22 protein-coding genes are annotated in these 25,937 nt (G+C 62.5%); 11 read left to right on the top strand and 11 right to left on the bottom strand.

Going from position 1 to position 25,937, the window contains the following annotated elements; genetic code table 11:
* Positions 1-630: 630 nt before the first annotated feature.
* From CKO42_RS04220 to CKO42_RS04210, 3 genes are read left to right on the top strand one after another with little or no spacing between them, the layout of a single operon-like run.
* Positions 631-867, top strand: a complete 237-nt coding sequence (locus CKO42_RS04220) for a type II toxin-antitoxin system MqsA family antitoxin (RefSeq protein WP_200239707.1) — start codon at positions 631-633, stop codon at positions 865-867.
* 43 nt (positions 868-910) lie between these two features.
* A complete protein-coding gene (locus CKO42_RS04215) occupies positions 911-1,753 on the top strand; it encodes a Fic family protein (protein ID WP_242479107.1) in 843 nt (280 codons plus the stop codon).
* Positions 1,750-2,214 carry an Lrp/AsnC family transcriptional regulator gene (locus CKO42_RS04210; protein ID WP_200239703.1) on the top strand — a complete coding sequence of 155 codons (465 nt, stop codon included), beginning with the start codon at positions 1,750-1,752 and terminating at the stop codon, positions 2,212-2,214. The genes CKO42_RS04215 and CKO42_RS04210 overlap by 4 nt, the downstream gene beginning before the upstream one ends.
* 259 nt (positions 2,215-2,473) lie before the next feature.
* On the opposite strand, the gene CKO42_RS04205 is transcribed toward CKO42_RS04210, so the two are convergent.
* Together CKO42_RS04205 and phaE are read right to left on the bottom strand one after the other, a co-directional pair.
* Complete coding sequence (locus tag CKO42_RS04205; protein WP_200239701.1) at positions 2,474-3,538, bottom strand: class III poly(R)-hydroxyalkanoic acid synthase subunit PhaC; 1,065 nt, start codon at positions 3,536-3,538, stop codon at positions 2,474-2,476.
* Positions 3,539-3,638: 100 nt separating this feature from the next.
* Entirely contained in the window at positions 3,639-4,787 is a 1,149-nt protein-coding gene (gene phaE, locus CKO42_RS04200; RefSeq protein WP_200239698.1) for a class III poly(R)-hydroxyalkanoic acid synthase subunit PhaE, read from the bottom strand.
* A 200-nt stretch (positions 4,788-4,987) separates the two neighbouring features.
* On the opposite strand from phaE, the gene CKO42_RS04195 reads away from it, so the two are divergent.
* Positions 4,988-6,172, top strand: a complete 1,185-nt coding sequence (locus CKO42_RS04195; protein WP_200239695.1) for an acetyl-CoA C-acetyltransferase — start codon at positions 4,988-4,990, stop codon at positions 6,170-6,172.
* 281 nt (positions 6,173-6,453) lie between these two features.
* Positions 6,454-6,924: a polyhydroxyalkanoate synthesis repressor PhaR gene (gene phaR, locus CKO42_RS04190; protein ID WP_200239693.1), complete on the top strand. Its 471-nt coding sequence runs from the start codon at positions 6,454-6,456 to the stop codon at positions 6,922-6,924.
* A gap of 169 nt (positions 6,925-7,093) precedes the next feature.
* Here phaR and CKO42_RS04185 read toward each other — a convergent pair whose 3' ends face one another.
* Positions 7,094-8,479, bottom strand: coding sequence for a ribulose-bisphosphate carboxylase (locus CKO42_RS04185; RefSeq protein ID WP_200239690.1), 1,386 nt, complete (start codon positions 8,477-8,479; stop codon positions 7,094-7,096).
* 534 nt (positions 8,480-9,013) lie between these two features.
* On the opposite strand from CKO42_RS04185, the gene CKO42_RS04180 reads away from it, so the two are divergent.
* From CKO42_RS04180 to CKO42_RS04170, 3 genes are all read left to right on the top strand, one after another.
* Positions 9,014-9,385 carry a phasin family protein gene (locus CKO42_RS04180; RefSeq protein WP_200239688.1) on the top strand — a complete coding sequence of 124 codons (372 nt, stop codon included), beginning with the start codon at positions 9,014-9,016 and terminating at the stop codon, positions 9,383-9,385.
* A gap of 105 nt (positions 9,386-9,490) precedes the next feature.
* Positions 9,491-10,267, top strand: a complete 777-nt coding sequence (phbB, locus tag CKO42_RS04175) for an acetoacetyl-CoA reductase (RefSeq protein ID WP_200239685.1) — start codon at positions 9,491-9,493, stop codon at positions 10,265-10,267.
* Between the two features lie 221 nt (positions 10,268-10,488).
* Positions 10,489-12,870: a fatty acid cis/trans isomerase gene (locus CKO42_RS04170; RefSeq protein ID WP_200239682.1), complete on the top strand. Its 2,382-nt coding sequence runs from the start codon at positions 10,489-10,491 to the stop codon at positions 12,868-12,870.
* 93 nt (positions 12,871-12,963) lie between these two features.
* Here the strand turns inward: CKO42_RS04170 and CKO42_RS04165 are convergent, their stop codons facing one another.
* The 8 genes from CKO42_RS04165 to CKO42_RS04130 all read right to left on the bottom strand — a co-directional run bounded on the left by CKO42_RS04165 (position 12,964) and on the right by CKO42_RS04130 (position 22,656).
* A complete protein-coding gene (locus CKO42_RS04165; RefSeq protein ID WP_338034845.1) occupies positions 12,964-13,380 on the bottom strand; it encodes a Na+/H+ antiporter subunit G in 417 nt (138 codons plus the stop codon).
* Positions 13,377-13,673, bottom strand: a complete 297-nt coding sequence (locus tag CKO42_RS04160) for a K+/H+ antiporter subunit F (RefSeq protein ID WP_207148649.1) — start codon at positions 13,671-13,673, stop codon at positions 13,377-13,379. The genes CKO42_RS04165 and CKO42_RS04160 overlap by 4 nt, the downstream gene beginning before the upstream one ends.
* Before the next feature lie 150 nt (positions 13,674-13,823).
* Positions 13,824-14,315 (bottom strand): Na+/H+ antiporter subunit E, encoded by a 492-nt coding sequence (locus CKO42_RS04155; protein WP_200239679.1) that lies wholly within the window; start codon positions 14,313-14,315, stop codon positions 13,824-13,826.
* Between the two features lie 3 nt (positions 14,316-14,318).
* On the bottom strand, positions 14,319-15,908 hold the full coding sequence (locus CKO42_RS04150) for a monovalent cation/H+ antiporter subunit D (RefSeq protein WP_200239677.1): 1,590 nt from the start codon (positions 15,906-15,908) through the stop codon (positions 14,319-14,321).
* Positions 15,905-16,231 (bottom strand): Na+/H+ antiporter subunit C, encoded by a 327-nt coding sequence (locus tag CKO42_RS04145; protein WP_200239674.1) that lies wholly within the window; start codon positions 16,229-16,231, stop codon positions 15,905-15,907. The genes CKO42_RS04150 and CKO42_RS04145 overlap by 4 nt, the downstream gene beginning before the upstream one ends.
* Entirely contained in the window at positions 16,231-19,041 is a 2,811-nt protein-coding gene (locus tag CKO42_RS04140; protein ID WP_200239672.1) for a monovalent cation/H+ antiporter subunit A, read from the bottom strand. The genes CKO42_RS04145 and CKO42_RS04140 overlap by 1 nt, the downstream gene beginning before the upstream one ends.
* 16 nt (positions 19,042-19,057) lie before the next feature.
* Complete coding sequence (locus tag CKO42_RS04135; protein ID WP_200239670.1) at positions 19,058-20,497, bottom strand: GTPase/DUF3482 domain-containing protein; 1,440 nt, start codon at positions 20,495-20,497, stop codon at positions 19,058-19,060.
* Positions 20,497-22,656: a DUF2868 domain-containing protein gene (locus CKO42_RS04130; RefSeq protein ID WP_200239668.1), complete on the bottom strand. Its 2,160-nt coding sequence runs from the start codon at positions 22,654-22,656 to the stop codon at positions 20,497-20,499. Before CKO42_RS04130 ends, CKO42_RS04135 begins: the two co-directional genes overlap by 1 nt.
* Before the next feature lie 253 nt (positions 22,657-22,909).
* Between CKO42_RS04130 and CKO42_RS04125 the strand changes: the two genes are divergently transcribed.
* Genes CKO42_RS04125 through CKO42_RS04115 form a run of 3 tightly spaced genes read left to right on the top strand, consistent with a single transcriptional unit; the run spans position 22,910 to position 25,930 of the window.
* Entirely contained in the window at positions 22,910-24,451 is a 1,542-nt protein-coding gene (locus CKO42_RS04125; protein WP_242479106.1) for a phytoene desaturase, read from the top strand.
* Positions 24,432-25,574: a phytoene/squalene synthase family protein gene (locus CKO42_RS04120; RefSeq protein WP_200239666.1), complete on the top strand. Its 1,143-nt coding sequence runs from the start codon at positions 24,432-24,434 to the stop codon at positions 25,572-25,574. Before CKO42_RS04125 ends, CKO42_RS04120 begins: the two co-directional genes overlap by 20 nt.
* 2 nt (positions 25,575-25,576) lie before the next feature.
* Positions 25,577-25,930, top strand: coding sequence for a hypothetical protein (locus CKO42_RS04115; RefSeq protein ID WP_200239664.1), 354 nt, complete (start codon positions 25,577-25,579; stop codon positions 25,928-25,930).
* Positions 25,931-25,937: the final 7 nt, after the last annotated feature.

Below are 25,937 nucleotides of genomic sequence, written 5' to 3'. Positions count from 1 at the left end.
AAGCTGCTCGGCCTATGATTCGGATCGATCGCCGGCGCGATCGGACCTGTCAGCGGTGTCTGCGACCGGGCGCTGCCGCCGGTGGCGCAGCGCAAGCCCGGAGTCAGGCTGGCGTGCGGCACGGCGGGCGCGATGTCGGTACCGGTCTAGCGCGATGGGCCGGATGCACCGGGCTCGTCACAACGGGCTGGGTTGCAGCGCCTGCTCGGCGACGGGATCGCTAGGTGTCGATCCGGTGCCGCCGGTGATCCTGATCGGGGTCTGGCCTTGTGGGTCTTCCCCTGGCTGCCGGCTTGTGGCCGACGGTTGATAGGATGCGCTAACCCACTCGATAGATGCTTGCGATCTTGCTAGATATATGTCAAAGAAAAGCAATAATCTGTCTTTCTAACGTGATTGTGCGCAATCGGTGCGCAATCGGTGCGCAATCGGTGCGCAATCGGTTCGCAAAAGCCGTTAAGCGGAATCCGAACGACCTGGGAAGGCGGCCTCGTCTAGACTCACAAAAGGTCCGCCGCCGCTGCATGTGGTCGCGGCGCTGGACCTGACGTCAGAGACCTGTTTCATCATCACTGCTTATCGGCCGGATGAGATCCATTTCGAGCCGGACTTGAAGACTAGGAGACCAAGATGAAGCCCGCATGCCCTATCTGTGGTGGCCGCCGCGAACCAGGTCAGACAACGTTCACCGCCGAGCTCGGCTTCGGGGTTGTGGTGGTGCGCCACGTCCCAGCCTTAGTCTGTGATCAATGCGGCGAGGAGTGGATCGACGATCCAGTCGCCGTGGCACTGGAGGCCGTGGTCGAGGAGGTTCGCGCCAAGCAGAGCCTGGTCGAGGTCACGGACTGGCGGGAGCGCGCCGTCTGAGTATGGTCGCAACTTGCAAGCAACGAGGTACATGAGCACGCCTTTGCCGAAGCTCGCCCCCCTAGCCGGCCTGGACCCAGACCTCCAGTGTTCGCTGTTGGCCCAGGTGCGGGATCTGTGGACCCATGGCTCTACGGCGCTTGAGGGCAACACCCTGACGCTCGGCGAGACCAAGTTCGTCATTGAGGAGGGGCTTACGGTCTCCGGCAAGCCGCTGAAGGATCATGAAGAGGTTGTCGGTCACGCCCGTGCTATCGAGCTGCTCTACGGATTGCTCGATGATTGGCCGGCGCGGCCCGTGACGCCAGCGCGGCTTTTCGATCTGCATCGCGCGGTGCAGACGCGACTCGTCACGGACATCTATAAGCCTCTCGGTGCCTGGAAGGTCGAGCCGAACGGAACCTATGCGGTGACCAAGGATGGTCGGCAGACCTTCATCGACTACGCGGCGCCTGCCGACGTGCCAATAGTGATGGACACTTGGCTCGCGGAGCTGAACCGCCTGGGTGCGGAGCCGCTGGACGAGGACGCGGCGCTCAGCGCCTATGCGAGGCTGCATCTGAGCTTTGTGCATATCCATCCGTTCTGGGACGGCAATGGCCGCATGGCACGGTTGCTCGCCAACTTGCCTGTATTGCGGGCCGGACATCTACCGGTGGTGATCGATGTCCGTGAGCGCAAGCGGTATATCGAGACCCTGGCCGATTACCAGCTCGCCGTCGGGCCGGTGACGCCGGGCACTGGTCTCTGGCCAACGCCAGAGCTTGAGACAGCCTTCATCGCTTTCTGCCGGGAGGCTTACGCGACGACGCGGGCACTCATCGCTGGCGCCCGGGAGCAACAGGCCGCGCGTAGGGTGCGGGCGGACTCCAGCGGGGAGACATGACCCTCGACCGCTACGACCGCCACATCCTCGAGATCCTGCAAGCCGATGGTCGCATCAGCAATCAGGAGCTGGCCGACCGCATCGGCCTGTCACCCTCGCCCTGTCTGCGCCGGGTGCGGGCGTTGGAGGAGGCCGGCATCATCGCCGGCTATCGGGCGATGGTGGATGCCAAGAAGCTCGGGCTGAGCCTGATCGCCTTCGTTAGCATCTCGATGGACCGGCATACGCCGGAGCGCTTTGCCAACTTCGATGCCATCGTCTCGACGCTGCCGGAAGTGCTGGAGTGCTCGCTGATCACCGGTCGCGATGCGGATTACCAGCTCAAGGTGATCGTGCGTGATATGGAGGCCTATCAGGAGCTGTTGTTGCACAAGATCACGCGCATCGAGGGTGTCTCAGGGGTGCACTCGAGCTTCGTGCTGCGCCAGGTGCTGGAGCGCACCGCGCTGCCCGTCGGCTAGGGCACAACCTGACAGCATGGTTCCGGGCACGGATCAGAGGATAACGCCAAGCTCAGCAGAGGCATTTTTTTGCCACTTAACTGCTCGATGCTCGATGCTCGAGGGTGGCACTATGACATCCGCACGGCGCAGAAGCTGCGGGGCCGTGCGGATGTCTCAACGACGATGATCTCTACGCAAGTGATGAACCGCCACGGCGTGGTGCCGATGCGCCCACCAATGGCCACCATCTAAGTTAGCGCGCATCGCCAGTCTCAGCTCAGCGTGCGTTCAGCCATTCGCCGATGGCCGGCGTGACCTCTTTCTGCGCCTTGCCGCTGACGTAGATGCCGATATGGCCGCCGGGGAAGGCGAGTTCGGTGTAGTCCTCGCTGCCGGTCAGGCCATTGAGGGCCTTGGATGCATCCGGCGGCACCAGATGGTCTTGCAGCGCATAGATGTTGAGCACCGGGCAGCGGATCTGCTTGAGGTCGACCGGGCGCTCGCCGACGCGGGCGGTGCCGTTGATGAAGGCGTTCTGCTGATAGAAGTCCTTGATGAACTGACGGAAGGTCTCGCCAGCCTGGTCGGGACTATCGAAGATCCATTGCTCCATGCGCAGGAAGTTCTTCGCCTTTTCCGGCTTGTCGAGCATGTCGACCATGTTCACGTACTTCTGGCCGGTGAGGCTGAACGGCTTCAGCGATAGGAAGCTCCAGTTCAACAGCTCGCCCGGAATATTGCCCATGGTGTCGACGGCGAGGTCGACATCGACGTTCTGCACCCAGTTCGACAGCATGTTGTCGGGGGTCTTGAAGTCGACCGGGGTGACCATGGTCACCAAGTTCCGCACCTTGTCCGGATGCAGCGCGCTGTACATCAGGCTGAAGCTGCCGCCCTGGCAGATGCCCAAGATGTTGACCTTGTCAACGCCATGGGTGTGGCGGATGTGGTCGACGCAGCGATCGATGTAGCCGTTGATGTAGTCGTCAAGCGTCAGCGAGCTGTCGGCTTGATCCGGGTAGCCCCAGTCGATCAGATAGACGTCCTGGCCGGTGGCGAGCAGACCTTTGATGGTCGAGCGGTCTTCTTGAATGTCGGTCATGTAGGGCCGGTTGACCAGGGCGTAGACGACCAGCAGCGGCGTCTCCTGCTGGGCCACCTCGGCTGGGCGCTGATAGCGGTAGAGCACCAGCTTGTCTTCGCGGTAGACGGCATCCTTGGGGCTGACGCCACTGTCGATGTCGCCAGCGTCGAGCAGGTTCTGCATGCCCTGACCGAGCTTGCGGCTGTAGTCGAGCATCTCCTCGCCGAGCTTGTCGGGGCGGATATCGATCGGAAACATGGGGCAGCGCTCCTCTATAGCGTGTTGGTTCGGACCCGTCTTGGCGGTGTCCCTTCTTAATCCGTGCTTGGCTGACGACCAGCAGGCGCAGGATGCGGCATCAGCTGGCGTCGGGTTGGGTGCTCGGCTTTGCTGCGGTCTTCTTGCGGGCGCTGGTCTTTTTCGCCGCGCCGGTGCTCGTGCCACTGGTGGTCGATCCACCTGTGCTGGCCTTGGCTTGACTGTCGGCCGGCGCGACTGCTGGCAAAGTCGCAAGCCGGCGCTGGATCTGGTCCAGCTCTTGGCGCAGCTTTTTGTTCTCGCGTCGCGTCTCCTGCAGGCGGTCCTGCAGGGTGCGCAGCTCGCCGCGGGTGGGCATGTTCATCGCGCCAAGCGATTCGTCGACCATGATCGAGAGCCGCTGCTTGAGCGCCATCTGAGCGTTGATCAGCTGGCCGTGCACGCGCGAGTATTCAGGCGTGATGACCTCATCGGCATAGACCGCCTCGCAGCAGCCGACCCAGGTGTCATAGAGGCCGCGGGCGGAATTGATGGTCTCGCCGGCCTCGGATTTCTGCTGCAGCTGGTCGCGCAGCCGGTGCAGGGCCTTGACGCCGAGCTGATTGAAGAAGCCGCTGTAGGCTTGGAAGGCGCGCTGATAGTCGATTCCGGCGCGCATCAGGTCTTGATATTGGGCCTGCTCCTCGCGCGAATAGCCGAGGCCAGGCGCTGAGAGCATCTGCTCTAGGCCTTCTTGCATCGGGCCGCGCATCATCCCGTTCGGCATGTTGCGCAGCATGTCGCCGGGCATCATCGGCGAGAGCGACGACATCATCCGCTGCCAGTTGTCGAGTGGCATCTCCCAGAAGCCGAGCATCCGGCGTAGGCTCTCGTCTTGGTCAGCGCCGATGCCGCTGAAGCCCTTCTGCATCTGCTCGATGGTCTGGTTCAGCCAGTCCCAAGCGCGGGTGGTGTCGCCGCCTTGGCCGAGGCCAGCGTCGCCGAGCCCCTTGGTGAATTGCTCGGCGAGGCCGAAGTAGGCCTGGCCCTGGTCCATCAAGCGCTGCATGAAGTCGCGCGCCGGGTCAGATGCCGCTGGCGCGAGTGCTTTCCGCCACTGCTCCATCGCCGCCAGCCAGGGCGCCGCCGCGCTGTTGCTGGCTGGGCTGCTTTCCATGCCCATCGCTTGGCTGCCCATCTTGGCCAGGCCGTCCCAGTAGTCGCGCTGCAGTTTGAGCCAGCTGTCATCGAAGAATGCGTTTTGTGTCATGGTGCTTACCCCTGCCAGGGCCTCCTCTGATCAAGTGTCGGCGAAGCTAGCACGGAAATTTGTGCACTGCAACAAAAGGCCGTAGACTCCTCCCGTTGATCGGTGCACCGCCCGCTTGGAGCAAGAGGCGCGGCGGGCACATGCATGACAAATAAGCTCATTCGACCCCTGTCGAACCCTATCCGTGAGGAGGAACTCTGATGCCAGAACATGTTGTGATCGTCGCCGCTGTGCGCACCCCGGTCGGAAGCTTCGGCGGTAGCCTGTCGTCACTGCCGGCAACCGCGCTCGGTGCCACTGTGGTGAAGGCGCTGTTGGAAAAGACTGGGCTCGACCCGGAGCAGGTCGATGAGGTCATTCTCGGGCAGGTGTTGGCAGCGGGTGTCGGTCAGAACCCAGCGCGCCAGACCACGCTTAACGCTGGCTTGCCGCATAAGGTGCCAGCGATGACGATCAACAAGGTCTGCGGCAGCGGTTTGAAAGCGGTGCATTTAGCCATGCAGGCGGTCGCCCTCGGCGATGCTGAGGTGGTGATCGCTGGCGGTCAGGAGAGCATGAGTCAGTCAGCCCACGTGGTTCCAGGCTCGCGTCAGGGCAAGCGCATGGGCGACTGGAAGATGGTCGATACCATGCTCAGCGATGGCCTGATGGATGCCTTCAATCAGTGCCATATGGGCGTCACCGCCGAGAATATTGCCAAGCAGTATGCGTTCTCTCGCGATCTCCAAGATCAGTTCGCGGCTGATTCGCAACAGAAGACCGAGGCGGCGCAGGCTGCCAATCGTTTTGCTGACGAGATCGTGCCGGTCGCGGTGCCGCAGCGCAAAGGTGATCCGGTGGTGTTTGACCGCGATGAGTTCCCGCGCGCGGGCACGACCGCCGAAACCCTGGGCAAGCTGCGTCCGGCCTTCGATAAGGACGGGACCGTTACCGCAGGCAATGCCTCCGGCGTCAACGATGGTGCGGCCGCGGTGCTGGTGATGAGTGAGTCGAAGGCCAAGGCGCTGGGGCTGACGCCGCTCGCGCGCGTCGTGGCCTTCGCTAGCGCCGGTGTTGATCCGGCGATCATGGGGACCGGCCCGATCCCCGCCTCGACCAAGTGCTTGGAAAAGGCCGGCTGGACGGTCGCCGATCTGGATTTGATCGAGGCCAACGAGGCGTTCGCCGCGCAGGCGCTGTCGGTCAATCAGGAGATGGGCTGGGATCAGGACAAGGTCAACGTCAACGGCGGCGCCATCTCGATCGGCCATCCGATCGGCGCCTCGGGCGCGCGGGTGCTGGTGACCCTGCTGCATGAGATGCAGCGGCGTGATGCGAAGAAGGGTCTCGCGACGCTTTGTATCGGTGGTGGGCAGGGCGTGGCCTTGGCGGTGGCGCGCGACTGATCGATCTCATTGCCGGGATCATTGGCCCAGCGAGCTACCCTGGCAGTTCGCTGCCCGGGCCTGCTCACGCTCATCGTTCGCCGTGAGCAGGCCGATCGCAAGCCTGCTAAGGCGAGCTGGAGTCGGCAGCTGTGGCTCGCCTCAGGCGAGATCCACAGCCGAGAAGCCCACGGCACTTCGACTGGCTCTGTGGGATGCAGTGCGTTGATCCCACACAGTTTGCGCGGCTTGAGGCTGGGCTACACTGCAACGATGAGTCAGTCACGCAGTAGGGCGACGCGATGACCGCCGAACGCATCATCAAGAAATATCCGAATCGGCGGCTCTATGATACCGAGCTAAGCCGCTACATCACGCTAGCGGACGTGCGTGCGCTGGTGATGCAGGGCACCGCGTTTCGGGTCTTGGATACCGCCAACGACGCGGATCTCACGCGCTCGATCCTGCTGCAGATCATGCTGGAGGAGGAGACCGGCGGCGAGCCACTCTTCAGCGCCAACATGCTCGCGCAGATCATCCGTTTCTATGGCGGCACCATGCAGGGCATGTTCGCGCACTATCTCGAGCAGTCGCTCGATGCCTTCGCCCGCCAGCAGCAGCACTTGGCCGACGACCTCGGCACCAAGCCCTTAGAGCTTATCGGCCGAATGACCGAGCGTAACCTCGAGCTCTGGGCTAATGCGCAGAAGGAATTTCTTCGCGCCGCTGGCTTTGGCCATGGTGAGTCAGAGCCTGAGCGCAAAGGGGAGTAGCGTTTAGTGGCTCAAGATGGACCCTAGGAGGTCAGCGCTTGGTCAGATCAGCGAAAGGCTGGCTTGAACGCGGGGTCTGTTTGATCGTGGATAAAAAAACCCCGCGGAAGCGGGGTTTTCTTTTTTCTGGCCATCCATGGCCATCGCGCTCATCCCGGTTGCAGCCTGATCAGGCAGCGATGCTGAGCTGATCACGCCAGCCGGCAAAGATCTTGTCGGCATCGAATGGGAACGACTCGAAGGCACGGGCGAACTCACGATGGTCCTTGGCCCAGGCGATCGGGTCGGCACCGGCCTTCCAGCACGCATAGGCCTGACGCAGCGACTTGGCGCCAGCGGCGGGGCCGTCGAGATGACCATAAGCACCGCCACCGGCGGTGTTGATCAGGTTGCCGTGGCCGAGGTTCTCGAAGAAGCCGACCAGACGCAGCGCGTTCATACCGCCGGAGATGATCGGCGTCGTTGGCCGCATGCCGAGCCATTCCTGATGGTAAATCGGGCCATCGGCGCTGTCGCGCTCGACCATGTAGGCGATGATCTTGTCATCGGCATCGCCTTCCATCTTGCCGTAGCCCATGGTGCCGACATGGATGCCGGAGGCACCTTGCAGGCGCGCCATCTTCGACAGCACGAAGGCGGTGTAGCCGCGCTTGGAGCTGGGCGAGGTGATCATGCCGTGACCGGCGCGATGATAGTGCAGGTATTGGTTCGGGTACTGGCGACGGGCGGTGGTGATCATGCCAGGGCCGCCGACGAAGCCATCGACTAGGAAGGCGACCTTGTCCGCATCCGGGCCAAAGGTCTCGAGGATGAAATCGGCGCGGGCGCACATCTCGAAGTGGTCATCGGCGGTGATGTTGGCCGAGAATAGCTTGGCTTCGCCGGTCTCGTCCTGGGCGCGCTTCATGGCATCGGCGACCAGCGGCATGACCTTTTTGGTCGGCGCGAAGACTTGGTTGCCTTGCGGCTCGTCGTTCTTGATGAAGTCGCCACCGAGCCAGAACGCATAGGCCGCCTCGGCGAAGGGCTCCGGGCGCAGGCCGAGCTTGGGCTTGATGATGGTGCCGGCGATGTAGCCGCCGTCTTGCACCGGGCGGCCGAGGATGCTCCACAGCTTGGTGATGTCGGTGGCCGGGCCATCGAACAGCTGCAGCGCACGCGGCGGCACATAGAAGTCGATCATCTGGGCGTTTTCGATGTCGCCCATACCCTGGTTGTTGCCGATGGTCAGGGTCAGGAACGAGACCAGCATCATGCGGCCGTCGATCATGTTGCGATCGAACAGCTCCAGCGGGTAGGCGATGCGCATGTCCTGGCTCGCCTCGTCGATGTGATACACCAGCGCGTCTACGCCCTTGGTGAACTCGTCGGTGGTGCAGACCTCGACGTTGGTGCCGGTGGAGGACTCGGCGGCGAAGTGCGCGGCGGCCTCCAGATAGCCGTAGCCGGCCTTGGGCTGCATCTTGTAAGCGCAGAGGATGTGTTTACCGCCGGCGATCAGATCCTCTTCACGGAGGTCGAGATTGGCGTAACGGGCGGATTGGTCGAGTGCCATGGGCGGGTTGTCCTCAGTGTTGTCCGGCTGCCGGGGCAGCGCTTAGGTGTGATCTTGAGCGCGGACGGCAGGTGCCGACGCAGCAGTGCGATGCAGTGCTGCTGGCGCGGCTTAAAGTGCCTGCTCAGCGTGGGCGCCGATTAGGCACCATCGAAGACTCAGGACGCCTTGAGGATTCTTATGTGCGGATCATTGCAATTGTCTATGCAACCCATTGATGCAATCTGATTGATGCAGCCTGCTTGCTTGTGCAAGCCCTTGCCAAGGCAGCGTTCATCAACTCATTTCCGACTGGATGCCGATGTCTGGCAAAGCACTGGCAAAGCATGCTGAAGACGACGATAGGCGATCACTCAGCCTGGGTGGAGCCTGTTCGCCGCGAGCCTGATCAAGACCGCTGGTAGGGGTGTTTGTGCTCACAGGTGCCGAATGCTGCGCTGCAGCATTTTTCTGCTCAGGAGTCTTGACAGCGTTTCGAGTGGCGACTATTGTGCACTGCAACAATTGCTGCACTGCACAAATCGGAGCACCACCATGAACCTCAACGACAACATGAAGACCCTGAACGAGCTGACCAACAACAGTGTCGAGCGCATGACCGCCCTGGGCGAGCTGAACATGAAGCTGGCCGAGCGCATGGCGACCCGCCAGATGGACCTGTTCGGCCGTTGGATGGAGCAGGGCACCAAGCTGATGCGCGTCGCCACCGAGGCCCGCGGCTACAGCGATCTGTACAAGGCCCAGGTCGACATGACCAAGGAGGCCAGCGAGCAGATGATGGCGGAGTCCAAGACCAACCTGGAGCTCGCGACCGAGGCTCGTGATGAGTATCGGGGTTGGTACGAGACCACCGTTGCCGAGATGCGCAAGGGTGGCAGTCTGGTCGAGGCCGCAGCCAAGGCCTGAACAGCGATCGGCGAGATTGGACCTCTGCTGATGAGCGAGCCTGCGGGCTCGCGACTCACCGCTGAGGTCCGGTCGTGGCGCGCAGCAGACGGGGAATTGATTGATATGACTGACTCAAACACAGTGGCTGCCCAGCAGCCCGCTGGCCGCGTGGCGTTGGTCACCGGCGGCATCGGCGGCATTGGTACAGCGATCTGCCGGCGTCTGGCACAGGATGGCTGGCGCGTGGTTGCCAACCATCACCCGTCGGAGCAAGAGGCCGCCGTTGCCTGGCGTAATGATCTGGCTGGCGAAGGTCTTACGGTCGACACCATCGCCGGCGATGTCTCTGACTTCGAGGATTGCGGGCGGATGATTGCCGCGATCAAGGCCGACCAAGGCCCCGTCGCAGCGCTGATCAACTGCGCCGGCATCACCCGCGACAAGACCTTCAAGAAGATGGAAGAGGCGCAGTGGCGCGCCGTGATCGACGTCAATCTGAACAGCGTCTTCAACGTCACCCGTCAGGTCTGGGAAGACATGCTCGAGGCCGGTTTTGGGCGTGTGGTCAACATCTCCTCAGTGAACGGCCAGCGTGGGCAATTCGGCCAGGCCAACTATGCCGCCGCTAAGGCCGGCATGCACGGCATCACCATGACGCTAGCGCAAGAAGGCGCCGCTAAGGGCATCACCGTGAACACGATCTCGCCGGGCTATGTCGAGACCGCGATGACCTTGGCCATGCGTGACGATGTGCGCGAGGCCATCGTCGCCAGTGTGCCGATGCGCCGCATGGGGCGACCAGATGAGATTGCGAGCGCGGTCGCCTTCCTCCTAGACGAGGCCAATGGCTATGTCACCGGCGCCAATCTGCCCGTAAACGGCGGCTTGTTCATGCACTAATTGGTTTTAGGTTCAGCCTGGCCGGCTCCCACCTGACGAGCCGCCAGCTCAGTGTCCTCCTCGTCTCTCTCCCAAGAGACAGTTCGGCCCGGCAATCCCTTTGCCGGGCCTTTTTTATGGCCTGTCCGCGCGCTCCAACCACAGGAGCCACGGTCTCGGCAGCCGATGCAGCATGTTAATCTAACCGCCCCAAGTGGTTACCTGCGTCGAGGTCTCTTCGAATGACTCTATCGCTCATCCGCTGGCATGGCGTCGCCGCCTTGGCGTTGCTGTCGGTGCTTGCATGGTCTGCGGCACTCGCCGCTGATGCGGATGACGCTGACCAGTTAACATCGGTGGCAGATCCGGCGCAGCCGGAGCGATCCTCGGACGCCGGCAACACGCCCGACTACGTCGATGACGTGCAGCCGCTGTTCAACAGCCGCTGCATCGCCTGCCATGGCTGCCTGGGCTCACCCTGCAATGTCAAGCTGGACTCATTCCGGGGCCTGCAGCGCGGTGGATTCGGCCTGAACGCCTACTCGAATCACATCGGCAGCTATCCTCGCACAGACATGGACGCGGCCGATTCGGTGAAAGCCTGGCGCAACATCGGCTTTTTCCCGATCATCGCTGACCAGGGTGCAGCGGCGGAGAACCTCGATCAGTCGCTACTCTATTTGATGGTCGAGGCCGGCATGCGCCACAACGACCACGGGTTCGCGCGCGATGCGCTCGACGGTCTGCGCCCAGATCGCTTCAACGCGACCTGCGCACCCACGCCTGCGGCGCTCAAGGCGGAGCTCAAAAAACATCCGGCGATCGGCATGCCGTTTGGACTGCCGGCCTTGACCGAACCCCAGTTCACGACCCTGAAAGACTGGGTCGCTGCCGGCTCGCCAGGTCCGAGCGATGCCCAGAAGCAGGCCGCGGAAAAGATCGCGGAGCCGGCAGCCGTCGCGCGCTGGGAGGCCTTCTTCAACCAAGATAATAAGCGGGCGCAGCTGGTCAGTCGCTATCTCTTCGAGCATGTCTTCCTGGCGACCATCCTGCTGGAAGAAAGCCCTGGCGATCAGTTCCGCCTCGTGCGCTCGAAGACACCGCCCGGGCAGCTGGTCTCGATCATTGGCACCGGTCTGCCCTACGATGATCCCTACAGCTACGCGAACGTCGAGCAATTTTGGTATCGGCTCGAGAAGCTCAGCGCGCCGCCGGTGCAGAAGAATCATTTCCTCTGGACCCTGTCGCTGGATCAGATCGATCATCTGACCACGCTGTTCGCGCTTGACACCGGTAAGGGCTGGGGAAATGAGATCGACCTCACCCCAGGCTGGGGCAGCGACAACGCGCTTGAGGTCTTTGCGGCGATCCCGACCGAATCGCGCTACCGGTTCATGCTCGAAAACGCCGAAGTGATCGTCGGCGGCATCACCTACGGGCCGGTCTGCAATGGCCAAACAGCGACCTATGCGGTCAAGGACCAGTTCTGGGTCTTCTTTCTCGATCCCCAATTCGATCCTTCCGTGCAAATGCCGATGCTGGGTCTGGATAGCTGGGAGCCCTTCATGGACCGCTCGGTGTTCGGCAATGCCGATTACCTGAAGGCCTTCGCCGAGACGAAGGACAAGCTGTTTCCGGAGGGCTGGTCGCTCGATGCGGTTTGGGATGGCGACGGAACGGATCGCAATGCCTGGCTGACGGTGTTGCGTCACGAGACCAATGTCTCCGTGGTCAAGGGCGCTCAGGGCGGTGTGCCGCGCTCGCTCTGGTTGATCAGCTTCGCCGGCTTCGAGCGCATGTATTACGACACCGTCGCCGGCTTTGCCTACTGGGAGGGTGACGGACTCAAGCTCGAGACGCTGCTGTTCTTCAACTTCCTGCGCCAAGCGTTCGAGGACAACTTTCTGACATTGCTGCCGAGCGAGGATCGGGAGGCATTGCGGCATACATGGACGCAGGGCATCGGTCGCATTGGTCTGGCTGCGGTACCCTTCGCGGGTAAGGATCAGCCGACTCAGGTCGAGGTCAGTGGCGATGATCCCCTGATGGATCTGATCGAGCAGCTTGAGCGCCGTCTCGGCCCAACGATCAGCGGCCTGCCTGATCCCCTGAACCCGCAGCAGAAACCGAAGGTCGAGCTTGACGCATCGATGGCCGGCTTTAGCGACTGGGAGGCGGCGATCTCGACGCTAACCGCTGTCGAAGGCCTGTCTTTCGTGCCGCATCTGCCAAGCGTGATCATGCTCCGGCTCAATCAGGGTGACGAGCATCGGATCTATTCGCTGATCGCAAACCGAGCCTACAAGTCCCAGTACACGCTGGTGTTCGAGAATGGCGAGTCGATGCCGGAGAAGGACACGATGAGTGTCTATCCGACCCTGGTGAATGGATTTCCGAACCTGTTCGTTGATCTGGATCTAAAGGACGCGCCTGGCTTCTTGTCGGCCTTGAGCACGGTGAAAACCAAGCAGGACTGGAGCGCATTCAAGCAGCGCTACGGCATCTTACGCAACAGCAGCGAGTTCTGGCCCTTCTACGACTGGATCAATGCCTGGAACTTTGCCCAGCGAGGAGATCTGGCGGGCTGGCTGGACCTGACCTATTACGATGCGCCAGAGATCTGATTCAGGCGTCGCATGACCGGGAGACGTCCGTCATCAAGAGATACGGCTTGCTACGTTGGAACGAGCCACAGCTTGGGCCGTCAATGGTCAGTGTCAGCCGGTTTGACTAGGTTTCTGTTTGGCCTCGGCGTTGGGCCTAGGTTTGGCGCCATGACCATCGTGCTTCTCGAGCAGGCTTTCCGGTGGCAAGCCAGAACGGCTTGGGCTGCGCTGATGCAATGCGGCCTTGGCGATGAGGTGCGCGCTGACCGGTGCGGTGATGAAGAGGAATACCGCGACGAGAACCTCGTGCAGTGAGACGCCAGGCTCGCGCCAGGTAAAGAACACCGCTGAGGCGATCAGCAGGCTACCGACGCCAAGGGTGGTGGCTTTGGTTGGGGTGTGCAGCCGCTCATAGAGATCGCGAAGACGGACCAGGCCGAAGGAGCCGAGCAGGGTAAAGCCGGCGCCGATCAGGATCAGCAACGCGACGAAGATCTCGACCAGCAGCGTTGTTAGCTCGGTAGTCACTCGATGATGTCCCCTCTGGTCAAGAACTTGGCTAAGGCCACGGTACCGACGAAGCCGAATAAGGCGATCAGCAGCGCGGCTTCAAAGTAGAGACTGCTGGCGAGCTTGATATCGAGCAGGACCAGCAGCGCGACGGTGTTCACATAGAGGGTGTCGAGGGCCAGGATGCGGTCTGGCTGATCTGGGCCGATGATCAGGCGCCAGAGCGATAGCAATACCGCCACAGTCACCAGCAGGAAGCCCACTGCTAGCGCCAGGTTCAGGATCAGCCCGGTCTCGGGCAGCTCGTTCATCGCCTTGTCTCCATCAGTGGCCAGACTTGCAGTGGCCAGACTTGCAGTGGCCAGACTTGCAGTGGCCAGACTTCATTTCGCCATCGATAACAGGGTGAAATGGTTGATCACCGTTCGCATTCCACACCTCCAAAAACGGTCGCCAGCGCCTCAGGTCTGCTCCAACGCATCCAGCAGCGGTTGCTCATAGCGCTCGCGTATTTCAGTAATAATCGCCGCGCTGTCCTCGCCCTGCAGCGCGTGGATGATCAGCTCACTGCGGTCGGGGCTCAGTGAGGCTGATAGGGTGCCAGGTGTGAGGGTGATGATATTCGCCAACAGGCTGACGCTGACATTCCCCTTCACGCGCAGTGGCATGCGAATAAAGCCGGGCTGGATGCGCGCCCTTGGTCCGACGATCAAGCGCGCAACCGCAATGTTGGCGATCAGGATATCGACGAGCACGGTGCCGGTAAGCTTGAGCAGTAACAGAGGTCGCCGGATATGGATCTGAGCCGTCCAGAAGCGCGCGGTGTAGAGCGGGATCAGCCAAGCCAGCAGCGTGCCGAGCAGGATCTGACCGGGGCTGATCGAGTTGACCAGCAGCAGCCAGAGGCCTAGCAGCATGAGTGACAGGATCGGGTGTGGGAATAACGTTTTCATCGATTAATCATGCCCGCCTGAGTCTGGAGGCATGCCGTCGGACGTCGTCTCGCTGTCGAGTCGCGTCTCACCGCCAGCGAGCGTCTCACCGTCAAGGACCGCTTCGATGTAGTCCGCGGGACTCAGGAGCTGGGCTGCAGCCGCTTCGGTATAGCTGTAGATCGGACTGGCGAAGACCACGTAAAGCAGGCTGATCACCGCCACCGCTGCGACCGGGACCAGGTTCGCCGCATTCGGCAAGGTGGCAGCGCCGGCATTGGTGTCGGTCTTGAAAAACAGGGTGCTGCCGGCGCGCGCCAATGCCATCAGCGTTAGTAGGCTGGTGCTGAGCACGATGGCCATGATCCAGGCGATTGCTGGGGTGTCCAGGCTGGCCTGGATGATCAAGACCTTGCCGATGAATCCAGACAGCGGCGGCACGCCAGCCACGGCCAGGGCCAAGACCAGGAAGAGCCCGCCGAGCAGATTCGCTGCCGGCAGCATCGGTCCCGCACGCAGCTGGTCGGCAAAGGCACCGCGGGTACGGGCGACATTCTCGGTGAGCATGAACAGGGCAGCGGTGACCAATGCGGATTGGAAACTGTAATAGAGGCCGGCGCTCAGTGCTGCCTGGCTGCCAAGGCCAAACGCAGTCAGGATGCTGCCGCTCGAGATCACCACCAGATGCGCGACCAACAGGGCTAAGTTGCGGCTGGCCAAGACCCCGATGGTGCCGACGACGATGGTCAGTAGCCCGAGCACCAGCAGCCAGGGCTCGACCAGGTTGGCGAGCGGACCCGCCTCGGCGCCAAAGATCAGGCTATAGACACGCAGGATCGAATAGCCGCCGACCTTGGTCATGATCGCGAACAGGGCCACTGAGGCCGGACCCGCGGCCGAATAGGCGCCGGGCAGCCAGAGGTGGAGGGGCACCAGCGCGGCCTTGAGTGCGAACACCACGAATAAGAGCAGCGCCGCCGCACGGACCAGACCCACCTCTTCAGGCGGCAAGGCGGCGACACGCAGTGCGAGATCGGCCATGTTCAGCGTGCCGAGCACGCCGTAGAGGGTGCCGACCGCGAACAGGAACAGGCTCGAGCCGACCAGATTGACGACCACGTAATGCAGGCCAGCCTTGCTCCGGGCTGCGCCACCGCCATGCAGCAGCATGCCATAGGAGGCGATCAGCAAGATCTCGAAGAAGACAAAGAGGTTGAACAGATCGCCGGTGAGGAAGGCGCCATTCAGGCCCATCAGCAGGAATTGGAACAGCACGTGGTATTGGCGCCCGCGCCGATCGCTGCCCTGGATCGCGTGCATCATCGCGAACAGCGCGAGCACCGAGGTCACCATCACCATCGCCGCGGAGAGTCGATCGGCGACCAGCACGATGCCATAAGGAGCGGCCCAGCTACCGAGCTGGTAGACCAGCAGATCGCCGTCTGCAACCTGCAGCAGCAGCCAGAGCGAGGCCGCGAGCAGTAGCTGGATGCCGAGCATGCTGATGGTGCGGCGCAGCGGCGTCGCACTGCCGCGCAGCAGCACCAGCAGGGTGCCGGTCAGCAACGGCACCAGGATCGGCGCAATGACTACATGGTTGCCAAGGTCAGTCATGGCTCGCGTCCATCGACATGGTCGTTACCCAGGTCGGCCCGCGCCCGCAGTGCGAGTACGACGACAAAGGCCGTCATGCCAAAGCCGATCACGATCGCGGTCAGCACCAGCGCCTGGGGTAAGGGGTCGGCATAGTCGGCGCGATTCGGCTCGAGGATCGCTGGTACCCCGATACTCAGGCGGCCCATCACGAATAAAAACAGGTTCACCGCATAAGACAGCAGGGTGATGCCGAGCACGACCGGAAAGGTCCGTCCGCGCAGAAGCAGGTAGATACCACAGGCCGTTAGGAGCCCGACGGAGAGAGCGATGAGTGCTTCCATTAGCGGTTTAAGTCGGAATCGTCGATGGCAACACGGCGTTGCACGAGACCAATGCGGCCGAGTCGGATCAGGATCACCAGGGTGATGCCGATGACTACCATCATGACGCCGAGATCGAACAGCATGACCGAGGCAAGCTCGAGATCACCGATGACGGGTAGATGCAGATGGCCATGGGTCGAGGTCAGGAACGGATAGCCGAAGTACCAGCTGCCGAGCCCGGTGGCGGTTGCCAGCAGCAGGCCCAGGCCGATCAGCGGATGCAGCTCGCCAGAGAGGCGCAGTTTGGTCCAGGCGATGCCATTGGCCAGATATTGCATCACCAGCGCCACCGAGATGATCAGCCCGGCGATGAAGCCACCGCCAGGGAGGTTATGGCCGCGCAGGAAGATGAACACCGCGACCATCAGCGCCAAGGGCAACAGCAAGCGCGAGAAGGTGGCGAGAATGAGCGGATTCACATCGCTGCTCCAGGGCCGGCCCTGGTCGTCGGTGAGCGGGACGTCGAGCCGCAGATCGCGCAGCATCATGTAGATGCCGATCGCGGCGATGGCGAGCACGGTGATCTCACCGAGGGTGTCGAAGCCGCGGAAGTCGACCAGGATCACATTCACCACATTCGTACCGCCACCACCGGGAACGCTGTTCTCGAGCATCCAACCGGAGATGCTGTCGTAGGGGCGTGTCAGCACTGCCCAGGTCAGCAGTCCGGTGGCGCCGCCGCCAAGCAGGGCCAGCAGCAGGTCGCGCAGCTTGCGCGGCAGACTGGACTCGCGCGGCGTCTGCTTGGGCAGAAAATGCAGCGCCAGCAAGAGCAGCACGATGGTGACCATCTCGACTGAGAGCTGGGTGAGTGCCAGGTCCGGCGCTGAGAGCTTGACGAAGGCCAGCGCGATGATCAGACCGACCACGCTCAGCATCACCAGCGCGGTCCAGCGCTGCCGATGCCAGACGACCGTGCCGATGGCACCGGCTGCTAGGCAGATGGCGGCGCTGGTGCTGACCGGGTCGATCGGGAGCAGGGTGGCGCTGCCCGTGATGGGCATGCCCCAGAAACCGCGCGCCAGCATGACGAGTGCGGCACTGATCAGCACGACCAGCATGAACTGTAATGATCGACGATGGATCAGCTGATCTAGGGCGCGGCTGCTCCAGAGCAGGGCGCGCTCAAAGCCCTCGAACAGGGCGCGCGCATCGATGCGGCCGAACAGTGTCTCGTGCCAGCGGAACAGCGGTTGGCGAATCGCGTAGATCAGGGCGCCACCGGCTAGCGCCAGCATGCTCATGCCGAGCGCTGGCGTGAAGCCGTGCCAGACCTTGAGGCTGTAGTCTGGGGCGGGGCCTTGCAGCACGGCACCGACCGCGACTCCGAGCAGCGGCCCGAAGGTGAGGCTCGGTAGGATACCGACCGCGATGCAGATCACTACCAGCACCTCGACCGGCACCAGCATCCAGCGCGAGGGGTCATGCGGGGTGCGTGGCAGGTCAGTTGGGGTGCCGTTGAAGAAGACGTCATGGATGAAGCGTAGCGAGTAGGCGACCGCGAGCGCGCCCGCAATCGTCGCCAGCACCGGCAACAACCAGAAGCTTTCGGCGAAGCTGGCCATATAGACGGTCTTCTCGAAGAACATCTCCTTCGACAAGAATCCATTCAGCAGCGGCACGCCGGCCATCGCGGCGGCGGCAATCATTGCCAACAGGCCGGTCTGCGGCATGAACTTCCAGAGTCCGGCGAGGCGTCGCATATCGCGCGTGCCAGCCTCGTGATCGATGATGCCGGCGGCCATGAACAGCGAGGCCTTGAAGGTCGCATGGTTCATGATGTGGAACACGCCAGCGACCGCCGCCAAGGGCGTGCCAATGCCGAACAGCAAGGTGATCAGGCCGAGGTGGCTGATGGTCGAATAGGCCAGCAGGCCCTTGAGGTCATGTTTGAAAAAGGCGTTATAAGCACCGATCAGCAGCGTCAGCATGCCGACAGGGGCGACGATCCAGGTCCAGGCCTCAGAGCCGGAGAGTGCTGGGAACAGCCGGGCGAGCAGGAAGACGCCGGCCTTGACCATGGTCGCCGAGTGAAGATAGGCGCTGACCGGAGTTGGCGCGGCCATCGCATGCGGCAGCCAGAAATGGAACGGGAACTGGGCCGACTTGGTGAACACCCCGAGCAGGATCAGCACCAGCGCCGGCACATAGAGCGGGTCGGCATGGATACTCTTGCCCGCGGCCAGCACGGCGCTGAGGTCGTAGCTACCGACGATCTCCCCGAGCAGGAGGATGCCACCGAGCAAGGCGAGACCGCCGCCGCCGGTGATTGCGAGCGCGATGCGCGCGCCTTGGCGGGCATCCGCACGCTGGCGCCAATAGCTGATCAGCAGGAAGGAGCTGATGCTCGTGAGCTCCCAGAACATCAGCAGTTGGATCAGGTTCTCGGACATGACCAGTCCGAGCATGGAGCCCATGAACAGCAGTAGATAGGCGTAGAAGCGGCCCATTGGGTCCTGCTCGGCGAGATACCAGCGCGCGTACAGGATCACCAGCAGGCCGATGATGAGGATCATCAGCACGAACAGCAGCGCCAGGCCATCGAGTCGAAACGCTAGTGAGAGCCCCAGCGCCGGGAACCAGTCTTGCTGCCAGATCAGGGTCTCGCCCTGCATGACCGACAGGCCTGGGACGATCGTCAGCGCAAGGGCCGCGAGGGCGACGCCGCCAGTGACCCAGGCTGACCAAGGCCGCCCGGTCATCACAGCCCAGGGCGGCAGCATGGCGCCGATGAACGGGATCAGAACGATCAGTGGCAGGTTGGTCATGGCTTAAAGACGAACCTTAGAGGCTAGCGCGGCTGTCGATCTTGTCAGTGGACAGATCGTGCAGGATGCTGCCTAGGATCTCGCGAACGCGCTGCTCCTGTGGGGAATGCTTGCCCTTGCGGGCGGCGGCAAAGAATTTGGCCAGGACCTTATGATCTTCGCCGTCGAGGGCCTCGGTAAATCCACGCTGCTTCTTCGGCGCCTGATCTGGAACGCGGTTGGGCGCGCTCTCATCGGCTGCCTGGCGGCCATGTGCCCAGTTCATTGCGCGCGCGCAGTAGAGGATGCTGCGGTCGAGCAGGACAAACGGGAAGCGGGGGTTGCTCACCGGCCCGAGCGTGAAGCGCTCGACGCCGAGTGTGCGCTGGATATCGAGCTTGGCCAGCTGCGAGGTGCCGAGCACGCCGAGCACGCCGCCAACGCCGGCGCCGATCAGGGTGCCGGCACCGAACGAGAGGCCGCCGACACCCAGATCGATCGCACCACCGGTGGCAGCACCGGCGGCGGCGCTCGCAAGGACCGTCTGATGTCGGTTCAGCCCGAGATGGCGCTCGACCTCGTCTGAAAACAGATCTTTGACCAGCAAGGAGTCGGGCGCGACATTCCAGACGTGATGCTTGAAATGCGTTCGGATCTCGGTCTGGGCCTCCGTTTCGAGCGTGCGGAGCCCATCCTGCAGGCTCTCGTTCAGGCGTTGGCGAATCGACTCGCGCTCTCGGTCCGAGCCGAGCTCGTTCACCTTGACGATCTTGACCACTTTGAAGGTCAGCGCCTTGCGCAGGAGGTCGAGGATGCTGTCAACACTGTGATCAATGCGCCGCTGCCAGTCGCGCTCGAAGGCGCGCACCGTCTCGTGCAGCATCGGCTCCCAGCGTTGGTCGATGGTCTTGAGGGCGTTCAGGAGTGCGATGCGCTCAGCGTAGGTGGCGCGATGCGCGTTGAACTCGCGCACCGAGTTGAAGGACTTGTTGAGCGCGTCCTGCCAGGCCGCCATGTGCTTGGCGTTACTAGTCAGGTTGTTGAGGATGGCCATGCGCGGACGCCCGGTGAGGCGCAGCAGTTCCATCTCGGTGCGGTCCTTTTCCTTGATTCGCTTCGAGCCGTCGACCACCAAGATGATGCCAGCGCCATCGGCCAGCGGCCGCATCAAGGCGCAGTCGTGACTGTAGAGCCGGTCATCGGTATGGGCATTCAAGAACGCGCGCGGGAGATCGATCTCGTCTGCATGCTGTTGAAACCACTCGAGGATATCGGTCGGATTCTGAAAGCCGGGCGTGTCAACGAAGCGCATGACCGCCTTGCCATCGATCTCGACCGGATATTCGTCAGAGCGCGTCGTGGTGCCGGCGCGCTTGTCGATGGCGATGCGATCGTTCTCGGTCAGCGTGGCGACAACCGACGATTTTCCGGCATTCGGATGGCCAACGATGGCGAGTGTAGGAACCTGAGCTTCCATCATGCGGCCTCATCATCATCATCAGGCGGCGCGAGCATGACCAGCCGCAAATAGGGGTCGCCCATCTGCTCGATCTTGCGCTGCCAATCGGCAAAGTCGAAATCGCTCAGTGGCGGCAGCGGATCATCTTCATCGTCGTCAGGATCGCCAATCAGCGCCAGTAATACCTGCGCCTGCTCGCCAGCTGCGGCGCGGACGCTGCGCAAAAAGCGGAGGTTTTCGGTAATCGGGGGTTGTGATCCGTCTTGGATCAGTGCGATCCGAGCCGGCGGTGCGCTCCAAATCGCGTTGCTGATCAGCTCGACGGTCTGATCCGCCATCGCCCGGCCGCCGCCGTAGGTCACCGCGGCGGCCACACGCCAACCGGTCTGGCTGCGCAGCAGTTGCTGTAGCCGCGCATGATCTTGCTCCGCGAGCAGGTCGGCGACATCGATATGCAGGAGCAGCACACAGGCATCGGCATCGACGGTGACCCGATCGACAGGCGGCGCCTCGGATTCAGGCGTCGCGCTGGCGCGTTCGAGCGCTGCATGGGCGCTAGGCGGTTGCGTCGACGGGCCGTTGCTCGTCTCCGATGGACCGGGCCGTGGCAGCGGTTCCGGGCGCGACTCAGGCTTCGGTGTCGATTTCGGCTCAGGCTTCGGCTCAGGTTTCGGCTTAGAGGCTGCGGATGGTGGTGCCGGCGGTGACTGCTGGGGCTCGGGTGCCAAGGGCGGATGTGATGGCGCCGCAGGGGTTGTTTCCGACCTCGTGTGCGGTGCCGCCGATGGCGCACTCGTGGTCGTGGTACGCGGCTCATCGCTGGGCTCGGATTTGGGCTCAGGTCTGGGCTCAGGTCTGGGTTCAGGTCTGGGCTCTGATCTGGGCTCTGATCTGGTCTCGAGATTAGGCTCAACACGAGCGTCGGTCTTCGGCGGTCGCGGTGCAGCAGTCGGTTTGCTGAGCGGCTTGAGTGGGGCCGGGATCGGCATCTCAGGCCCTTCGCCGTTACGGATGATCTTGGTCTCGAGGCTTGGCGTGATCATCCGCGCATAGGGCGCTTGCGCGGACTGATGCGTGAAGGGCAGGGCGGCCAGTGCCCGCCGCTGCTTAAGTGCCGAGAGTCCGAGCAAGGCGATGCGCGGGAGTAGGCCGTAGGTGAGCACCGAGAGTACCAAGAACCAGCGCCAAGAGCGCAGATGCCCAGCATCGAGCACGTACAGGGGGTCTTTCAGGCTGATGCGCGTGCCGGCGATCTGATCCAGCGTCGGTAGGCCCACCCCTTCGCCGAGCAGCCAGCTCCAGGGCAGGGCGATGACCCGTATCAGGCCCTGGATGGTCTCGGCGCGGATGTTCATCGCCGAGCCCCAGCCGAAACCCAGATCCGCGAACCAGATCAGGGCCATGGTCATGAAGATGACGCCGATGTTGAAGCCAATGCCAAACACCTGCGCGGGCACCAGCACGGGCAAGTAGCTCGCCGGGCCGTAGAGCGCGTAGTTGGCTTGCATCAGGCCGCGCTTGGCCTTGGCGCGCTCTCGGAGGTCAGGTCGCACATGCGTCAGGCGCTGTTTTTGCACCCAGCGCGCAGCGCGCGAGAACAGCGGACGCAACACCTGGCCGAGGAATGAGATGTCCTGCGTGGCGCCCTTGATGAGCTTGGAGCGCCGGCCATACCAAAGCCCGATGGTGGTGCCGACCAGGATCAGCTGAAACAACACCAGCCAGAACAGGTACCAGGAGACATTGACGGGATGATCTCCGTCGTAATGGAGCAGCGTTGATGCGGCGCCAATGCCGATCGCCAAGCCGACCAGGCCCATCGCCGTGGCGACTAAGCGCTGAGCGCGCTCGAAGGCCTGGCCGGGGAGCAATTCGGCAATCTCCGGCTCTTCCTGAGCGCGTCGGCGTTCGAGCCACCAGCGCAGGGCCTGGTTGCGATGCTGACGCGTATGGGCATCCGCGTCGCCGATGAACGGCTCGATCCGGTCTTTGTAGATGGTGCGATCGCGCTCGGCTAGGCGCCGGCGCTCAGCCGGGTGCTCACGCAGCAAGCGTTCGTCTTCATCGACGTAGTAGTCGAAATCGATCAGGTCGGGAACCTGCCAACGCAAGTGCCCGGACTTGCCGTCGCGAGCGCTGTGTCGGTTGGGCGCGAGACGCCGTAAAAGGGAGAGCATGAATTAAGAGTACGACTCACCGGTGAGATGGCTTGCCCGGATGGCTCGCAGGGACCGCGCGAACCATTCATGCGCCACGCCGTTATTGATTGTGGATGGAAGGTATAACGGCCATGGTCTAGGGATCAAGCCTGCGGCGCGGTGCTTGACATAAGGCAAGAGACATGAACGAATGCAGTACAGGATGCTGGCGCAGGAAAAATATCGGCTGCTATACTGTCAGGCATGATTGACATCAGCTTGAGTTGACACTTTGACTACTGACCCACCCCAGGCAGGAACGATTGCTGCTCGCGCGCTGCAAGCAGGGCGCAAGCCACATGCCGTGATCATCGGAAGCGGCTTTGGCGGACTCGCCGCGGCGATTCGTTTGGGCGCCCGCGGCTACCGGGTAACCGTTGTTGAGAAATTGGACGCTCCGGGCGGCCGTGCCTACGTGCACGAGCTCGACGGTTTCAAGTTTGATGCCGGTCCGACCATCATCACCGCGCCCTTCCTGCTCGAAGAACTCTGGCAGATGTGTGGCCGTAGCTTCAAGGAAGACATCGACTTACGCCCGATGGACCCCTTCTATCGCATTCGTTTCGATGATGGCGCGGTGTTTGACACCAACGGCGATGCCGATGCAATGCGCGCGCAGGTGCAGCGCTTCGCGCCCGGCGATGTCGCCGGCTATGACCGCTTCATTGAGGCCAGCGAGGCGATCTTTAAGGTCGGCTTCGTCGAGCTTGGCCATGTCCCCTTCACCCATTGGCAGGACATGGCGAAGATCGTGCCGAAGATGGTTGCACTGCGCAGCTATCGGAGCGTTTACGCTATGGTCTCGCAGTATGTGAAGGACGAGCGCCTGCGGGTGGCCCTCTCGTTCCATCCGTTGCTGATCGGTGGCAATCCGTTTACGGTCACCTCGATCTACTCACTAATCTCCTTCCTCGAGCGGCACTGGGGCGTGCACTCGGCCATGGGCGGCACGGGTGCCATCGTCAACGGTCTGGTGAGCCTCATCGAGGGCCAGGGCAGCGAACTGCGCCTGAAGGCTGAGGTTGCCGAGATCACCGTTATGAACGGCAAGGCGACCGGCGTCAAGCTGAAGGATGGCGAGCAGATCGCGGCCGACGTGGTGGTCTCCAACGCCGATGTCGCCTGGACCTACAAGCACTTGTTGCCGGGTATCGAGCGCAAGCATTGGACCGATCGCAAGCTCGACAAAGCGCAGTACTCGAACGGCCTCTTCGTCTGGTACTTCGGTACCAAACGGCGCTATGAGGATGTGAAGCACCACAGCATCCTGCTCGGGCCGCGCTACAAGGGGCTGCTGCAAGATATCTTCAATCGCAAGGTACTCGCGGATGACTTCAGTCTCTACCTGCATCGCCCGACCGCGACCGATCCGTCGCTAGCGCCGGAGGGCTGCGATACCTTTTACGTCCTCGCGCCGGTGCCACACCTGGATGCCGACGTCGACTGGTCGGAGCGCGCAGAGCCCTATCGGCGCGCGATCTCGACCTACCTTTCCGACACCCTGCTGCCTAATCTTGAGGATGAGCTAGCGGTGTCGATGATCACCACGCCCAACGACTTCGAGCAGCGTCTCTGCTCGGTCAAGGGTGCTGGGTTTAGTCTCGAGCCGGTGCTGCTGCAGAGCGCTTGGTTCAGACCGCACAACAAGAGCGAAGAGGTCGAGCACCTCTACATGGTCGGCGCTGGCACCCACCCTGGAGCAGGTGTGCCTGGCGTCATCTCGACAGCACGTGTACTGGATACGGTGGTCCCCGATGCCTCTGTTTTTGCGTGAAACCCAAACCTCAGAAGCAGCGGATCTCGCTGCTTGTCGGCAGATGTTGAGTACCGGCTCGAAGTCATTCTTCGCCGCCTCCTTCTTCCTGCCTAAGATGATCCGCGACCCGGCTGCGGCGCTCTATGCATTCTGCCGCGTGGCCGACGATGCGATCGACGAACAGCTCGACCAACGTGCGGCCCTAGAGCAATTACGCGAGCGGCTCGAGCGCGTCTATCAGGGGCGGCCATTGCCGTTGGCGCCCGATCGCGCCTTTGCGGCGACGGTCGAGCGCTTCGACGTGCCCCGTGCGCTGCCGGAAGCCTTGCTCGAAGGGTTTGCCTGGGATGCCGAGGGGCGCAGCTACGAGACCATCGAGGGCGTGCTCGACTACTCGGCCCGAGTTGCCGCCGCGGTTGGCGCCATGATGACCGTAATCATGGGGGTGCGCTCGCCGACTGTGCTGGCACGCGCCTGTGATCTCGGCAGCGCGATGCAGCTCACCAACATCTGTCGCGACGTCGGTGAAGACGCCCGCAATGGTCGCGTCTACCTACCGAAGGCGTGGCTGCGCGAAGAAGGCTTGGATATCGAGGCCTGGCTGGCCAATCCGACCTTCAACGATGCGGTTGGCGCTGTGGTCAAGCGTGTCCTGGACATGGCCGAAGCGATCTATCAGCGCGCCGAGTCCGGTATCGCCAAGCTGCCGGTGCCTTGCCGGCCCGGCATCTATGCCGCCCGTCTGCTCTATGCCGAGATCGGTCGTGAGGTTGCGCGCAACGGCTATGATTCCGTGACAACGCGCGCGGTTGTGCCGCCAGGTCGAAAGGTGACACTCTTAAGTCGCGCCATTGCTGCGACGCCATTTCCGGGCCGAAGCTGTGCCGAGTCGGCGCTGTCAGAGAACCAATTCCTGGTCAGTGCCGCCGCAGCTAAGGATCGCCCGGCAAGATCGCGGGTGGCGGTTTTACGTTCCGGCCAAGATGCAAGTCAGCGTCAGGTCGGTCAAGATAGCCCGCAATCGGTTGGTGAGAAGTTGATCTGGGTTCTCGATCTGTTTGCGACCCTAGACGAGCGTCAACGAATGGCGTCACTCGGCCAGGACGGCGGTCTGATGCGGGTATCCACTGGAGGAGGTTAATTTTGAGCTATTACATCGGCATTGTGGCGCTGGTGCTTGGCGCCTTCTACTTCTGGCGCAGTGCGCGGCATCGGAAGTTGGTGATCAGTGCCCGCGAGCGTGCGGACGCGAACGGTGGTCGGGGTGAGGTTGATCCGGTCTGGACCGCGATGGGCATGTCGTTTATGCCCTTGTTTCTGTTTTACGGCGCCTTTGCGTCATTGCTGCTCATCGGTGGCTACTTCCTGTCCGATCTGAAGATCTATCTCTCTCTGTTCGATCTTTTCGGGCTGCTGATCCTGATCGTCGCCTACACTGGCTGGATCGTCATTCGGACCCACTACAACAAGCTGGGGCTGGATTTCGCCAACGGTTGAGGGTCTC

This window comes from Lamprobacter modestohalophilus, assembly GCF_016583905.1.
Lineage (GTDB): Bacteria > Pseudomonadota > Gammaproteobacteria > Chromatiales > Chromatiaceae > Lamprobacter > Lamprobacter modestohalophilus.
This window is presented reverse-complemented; position numbering and strand designations above follow the sequence as displayed.

Bases quoted from the DNA above. Each gene is read 5' to 3' on its own strand.
- CKO42_RS04180 (WP_200239688.1), top strand. From the start codon at position 9,014: ATGAACCTCAACGACAACATGAAGACCCTGAACGAGCTGACCAACAAC.
- CKO42_RS04135 (WP_200239670.1), bottom strand. From the start codon at position 20,497: ATGGAAGCTCAGGTTCCTACACTCGCCATCGTTGGCCATCCGAATGCC.
- CKO42_RS04205 (WP_200239701.1), bottom strand. From the start codon at position 3,538: ATGTTTCCGATCGATATCCGCCCCGACAAGCTCGGCGAGGAGATGCTC.
- CKO42_RS04170 (WP_200239682.1), top strand. From the start codon at position 10,489: ATGACTCTATCGCTCATCCGCTGGCATGGCGTCGCCGCCTTGGCGTTG.
- CKO42_RS04185 (WP_200239690.1), bottom strand. From the start codon at position 8,479: ATGGCACTCGACCAATCCGCCCGTTACGCCAATCTCGACCTCCGTGAA.
- CKO42_RS04150 (WP_200239677.1), bottom strand. From the start codon at position 15,908: ATGACTGACCTTGGCAACCATGTAGTCATTGCGCCGATCCTGGTGCCG.
- CKO42_RS04145 (WP_200239674.1), bottom strand. From the start codon at position 16,231: ATGGAAGCACTCATCGCTCTCTCCGTCGGGCTCCTAACGGCCTGTGGT.
- CKO42_RS04140 (WP_200239672.1), bottom strand. From the start codon at position 19,041: ATGACCAACCTGCCACTGATCGTTCTGATCCCGTTCATCGGCGCCATG.
- phaR (WP_200239693.1), top strand. From the start codon at position 6,454: ATGACCGCCGAACGCATCATCAAGAAATATCCGAATCGGCGGCTCTAT.
- CKO42_RS04210 (WP_200239703.1), top strand. From the start codon at position 1,750: ATGACCCTCGACCGCTACGACCGCCACATCCTCGAGATCCTGCAAGCC.
- CKO42_RS04195 (WP_200239695.1), top strand. From the start codon at position 4,988: ATGCCAGAACATGTTGTGATCGTCGCCGCTGTGCGCACCCCGGTCGGA.
- phaE (WP_200239698.1), bottom strand. From the start codon at position 4,787: ATGACACAAAACGCATTCTTCGATGACAGCTGGCTCAAACTGCAGCGC.
- CKO42_RS04155 (WP_200239679.1), bottom strand. From the start codon at position 14,315: ATGAAAACGTTATTCCCACACCCGATCCTGTCACTCATGCTGCTAGGC.
- CKO42_RS04160 (WP_207148649.1), bottom strand. From the start codon at position 13,673: ATGAACGAGCTGCCCGAGACCGGGCTGATCCTGAACCTGGCGCTAGCA.
- CKO42_RS04220 (WP_200239707.1), top strand. From the start codon at position 631: ATGAAGCCCGCATGCCCTATCTGTGGTGGCCGCCGCGAACCAGGTCAG.
- phbB (WP_200239685.1), top strand. From the start codon at position 9,491: ATGACTGACTCAAACACAGTGGCTGCCCAGCAGCCCGCTGGCCGCGTG.
- CKO42_RS04120 (WP_200239666.1), top strand. From the start codon at position 24,432: ATGCCTCTGTTTTTGCGTGAAACCCAAACCTCAGAAGCAGCGGATCTC.
- CKO42_RS04130 (WP_200239668.1), bottom strand. From the start codon at position 22,656: ATGCTCTCCCTTTTACGGCGTCTCGCGCCCAACCGACACAGCGCTCGC.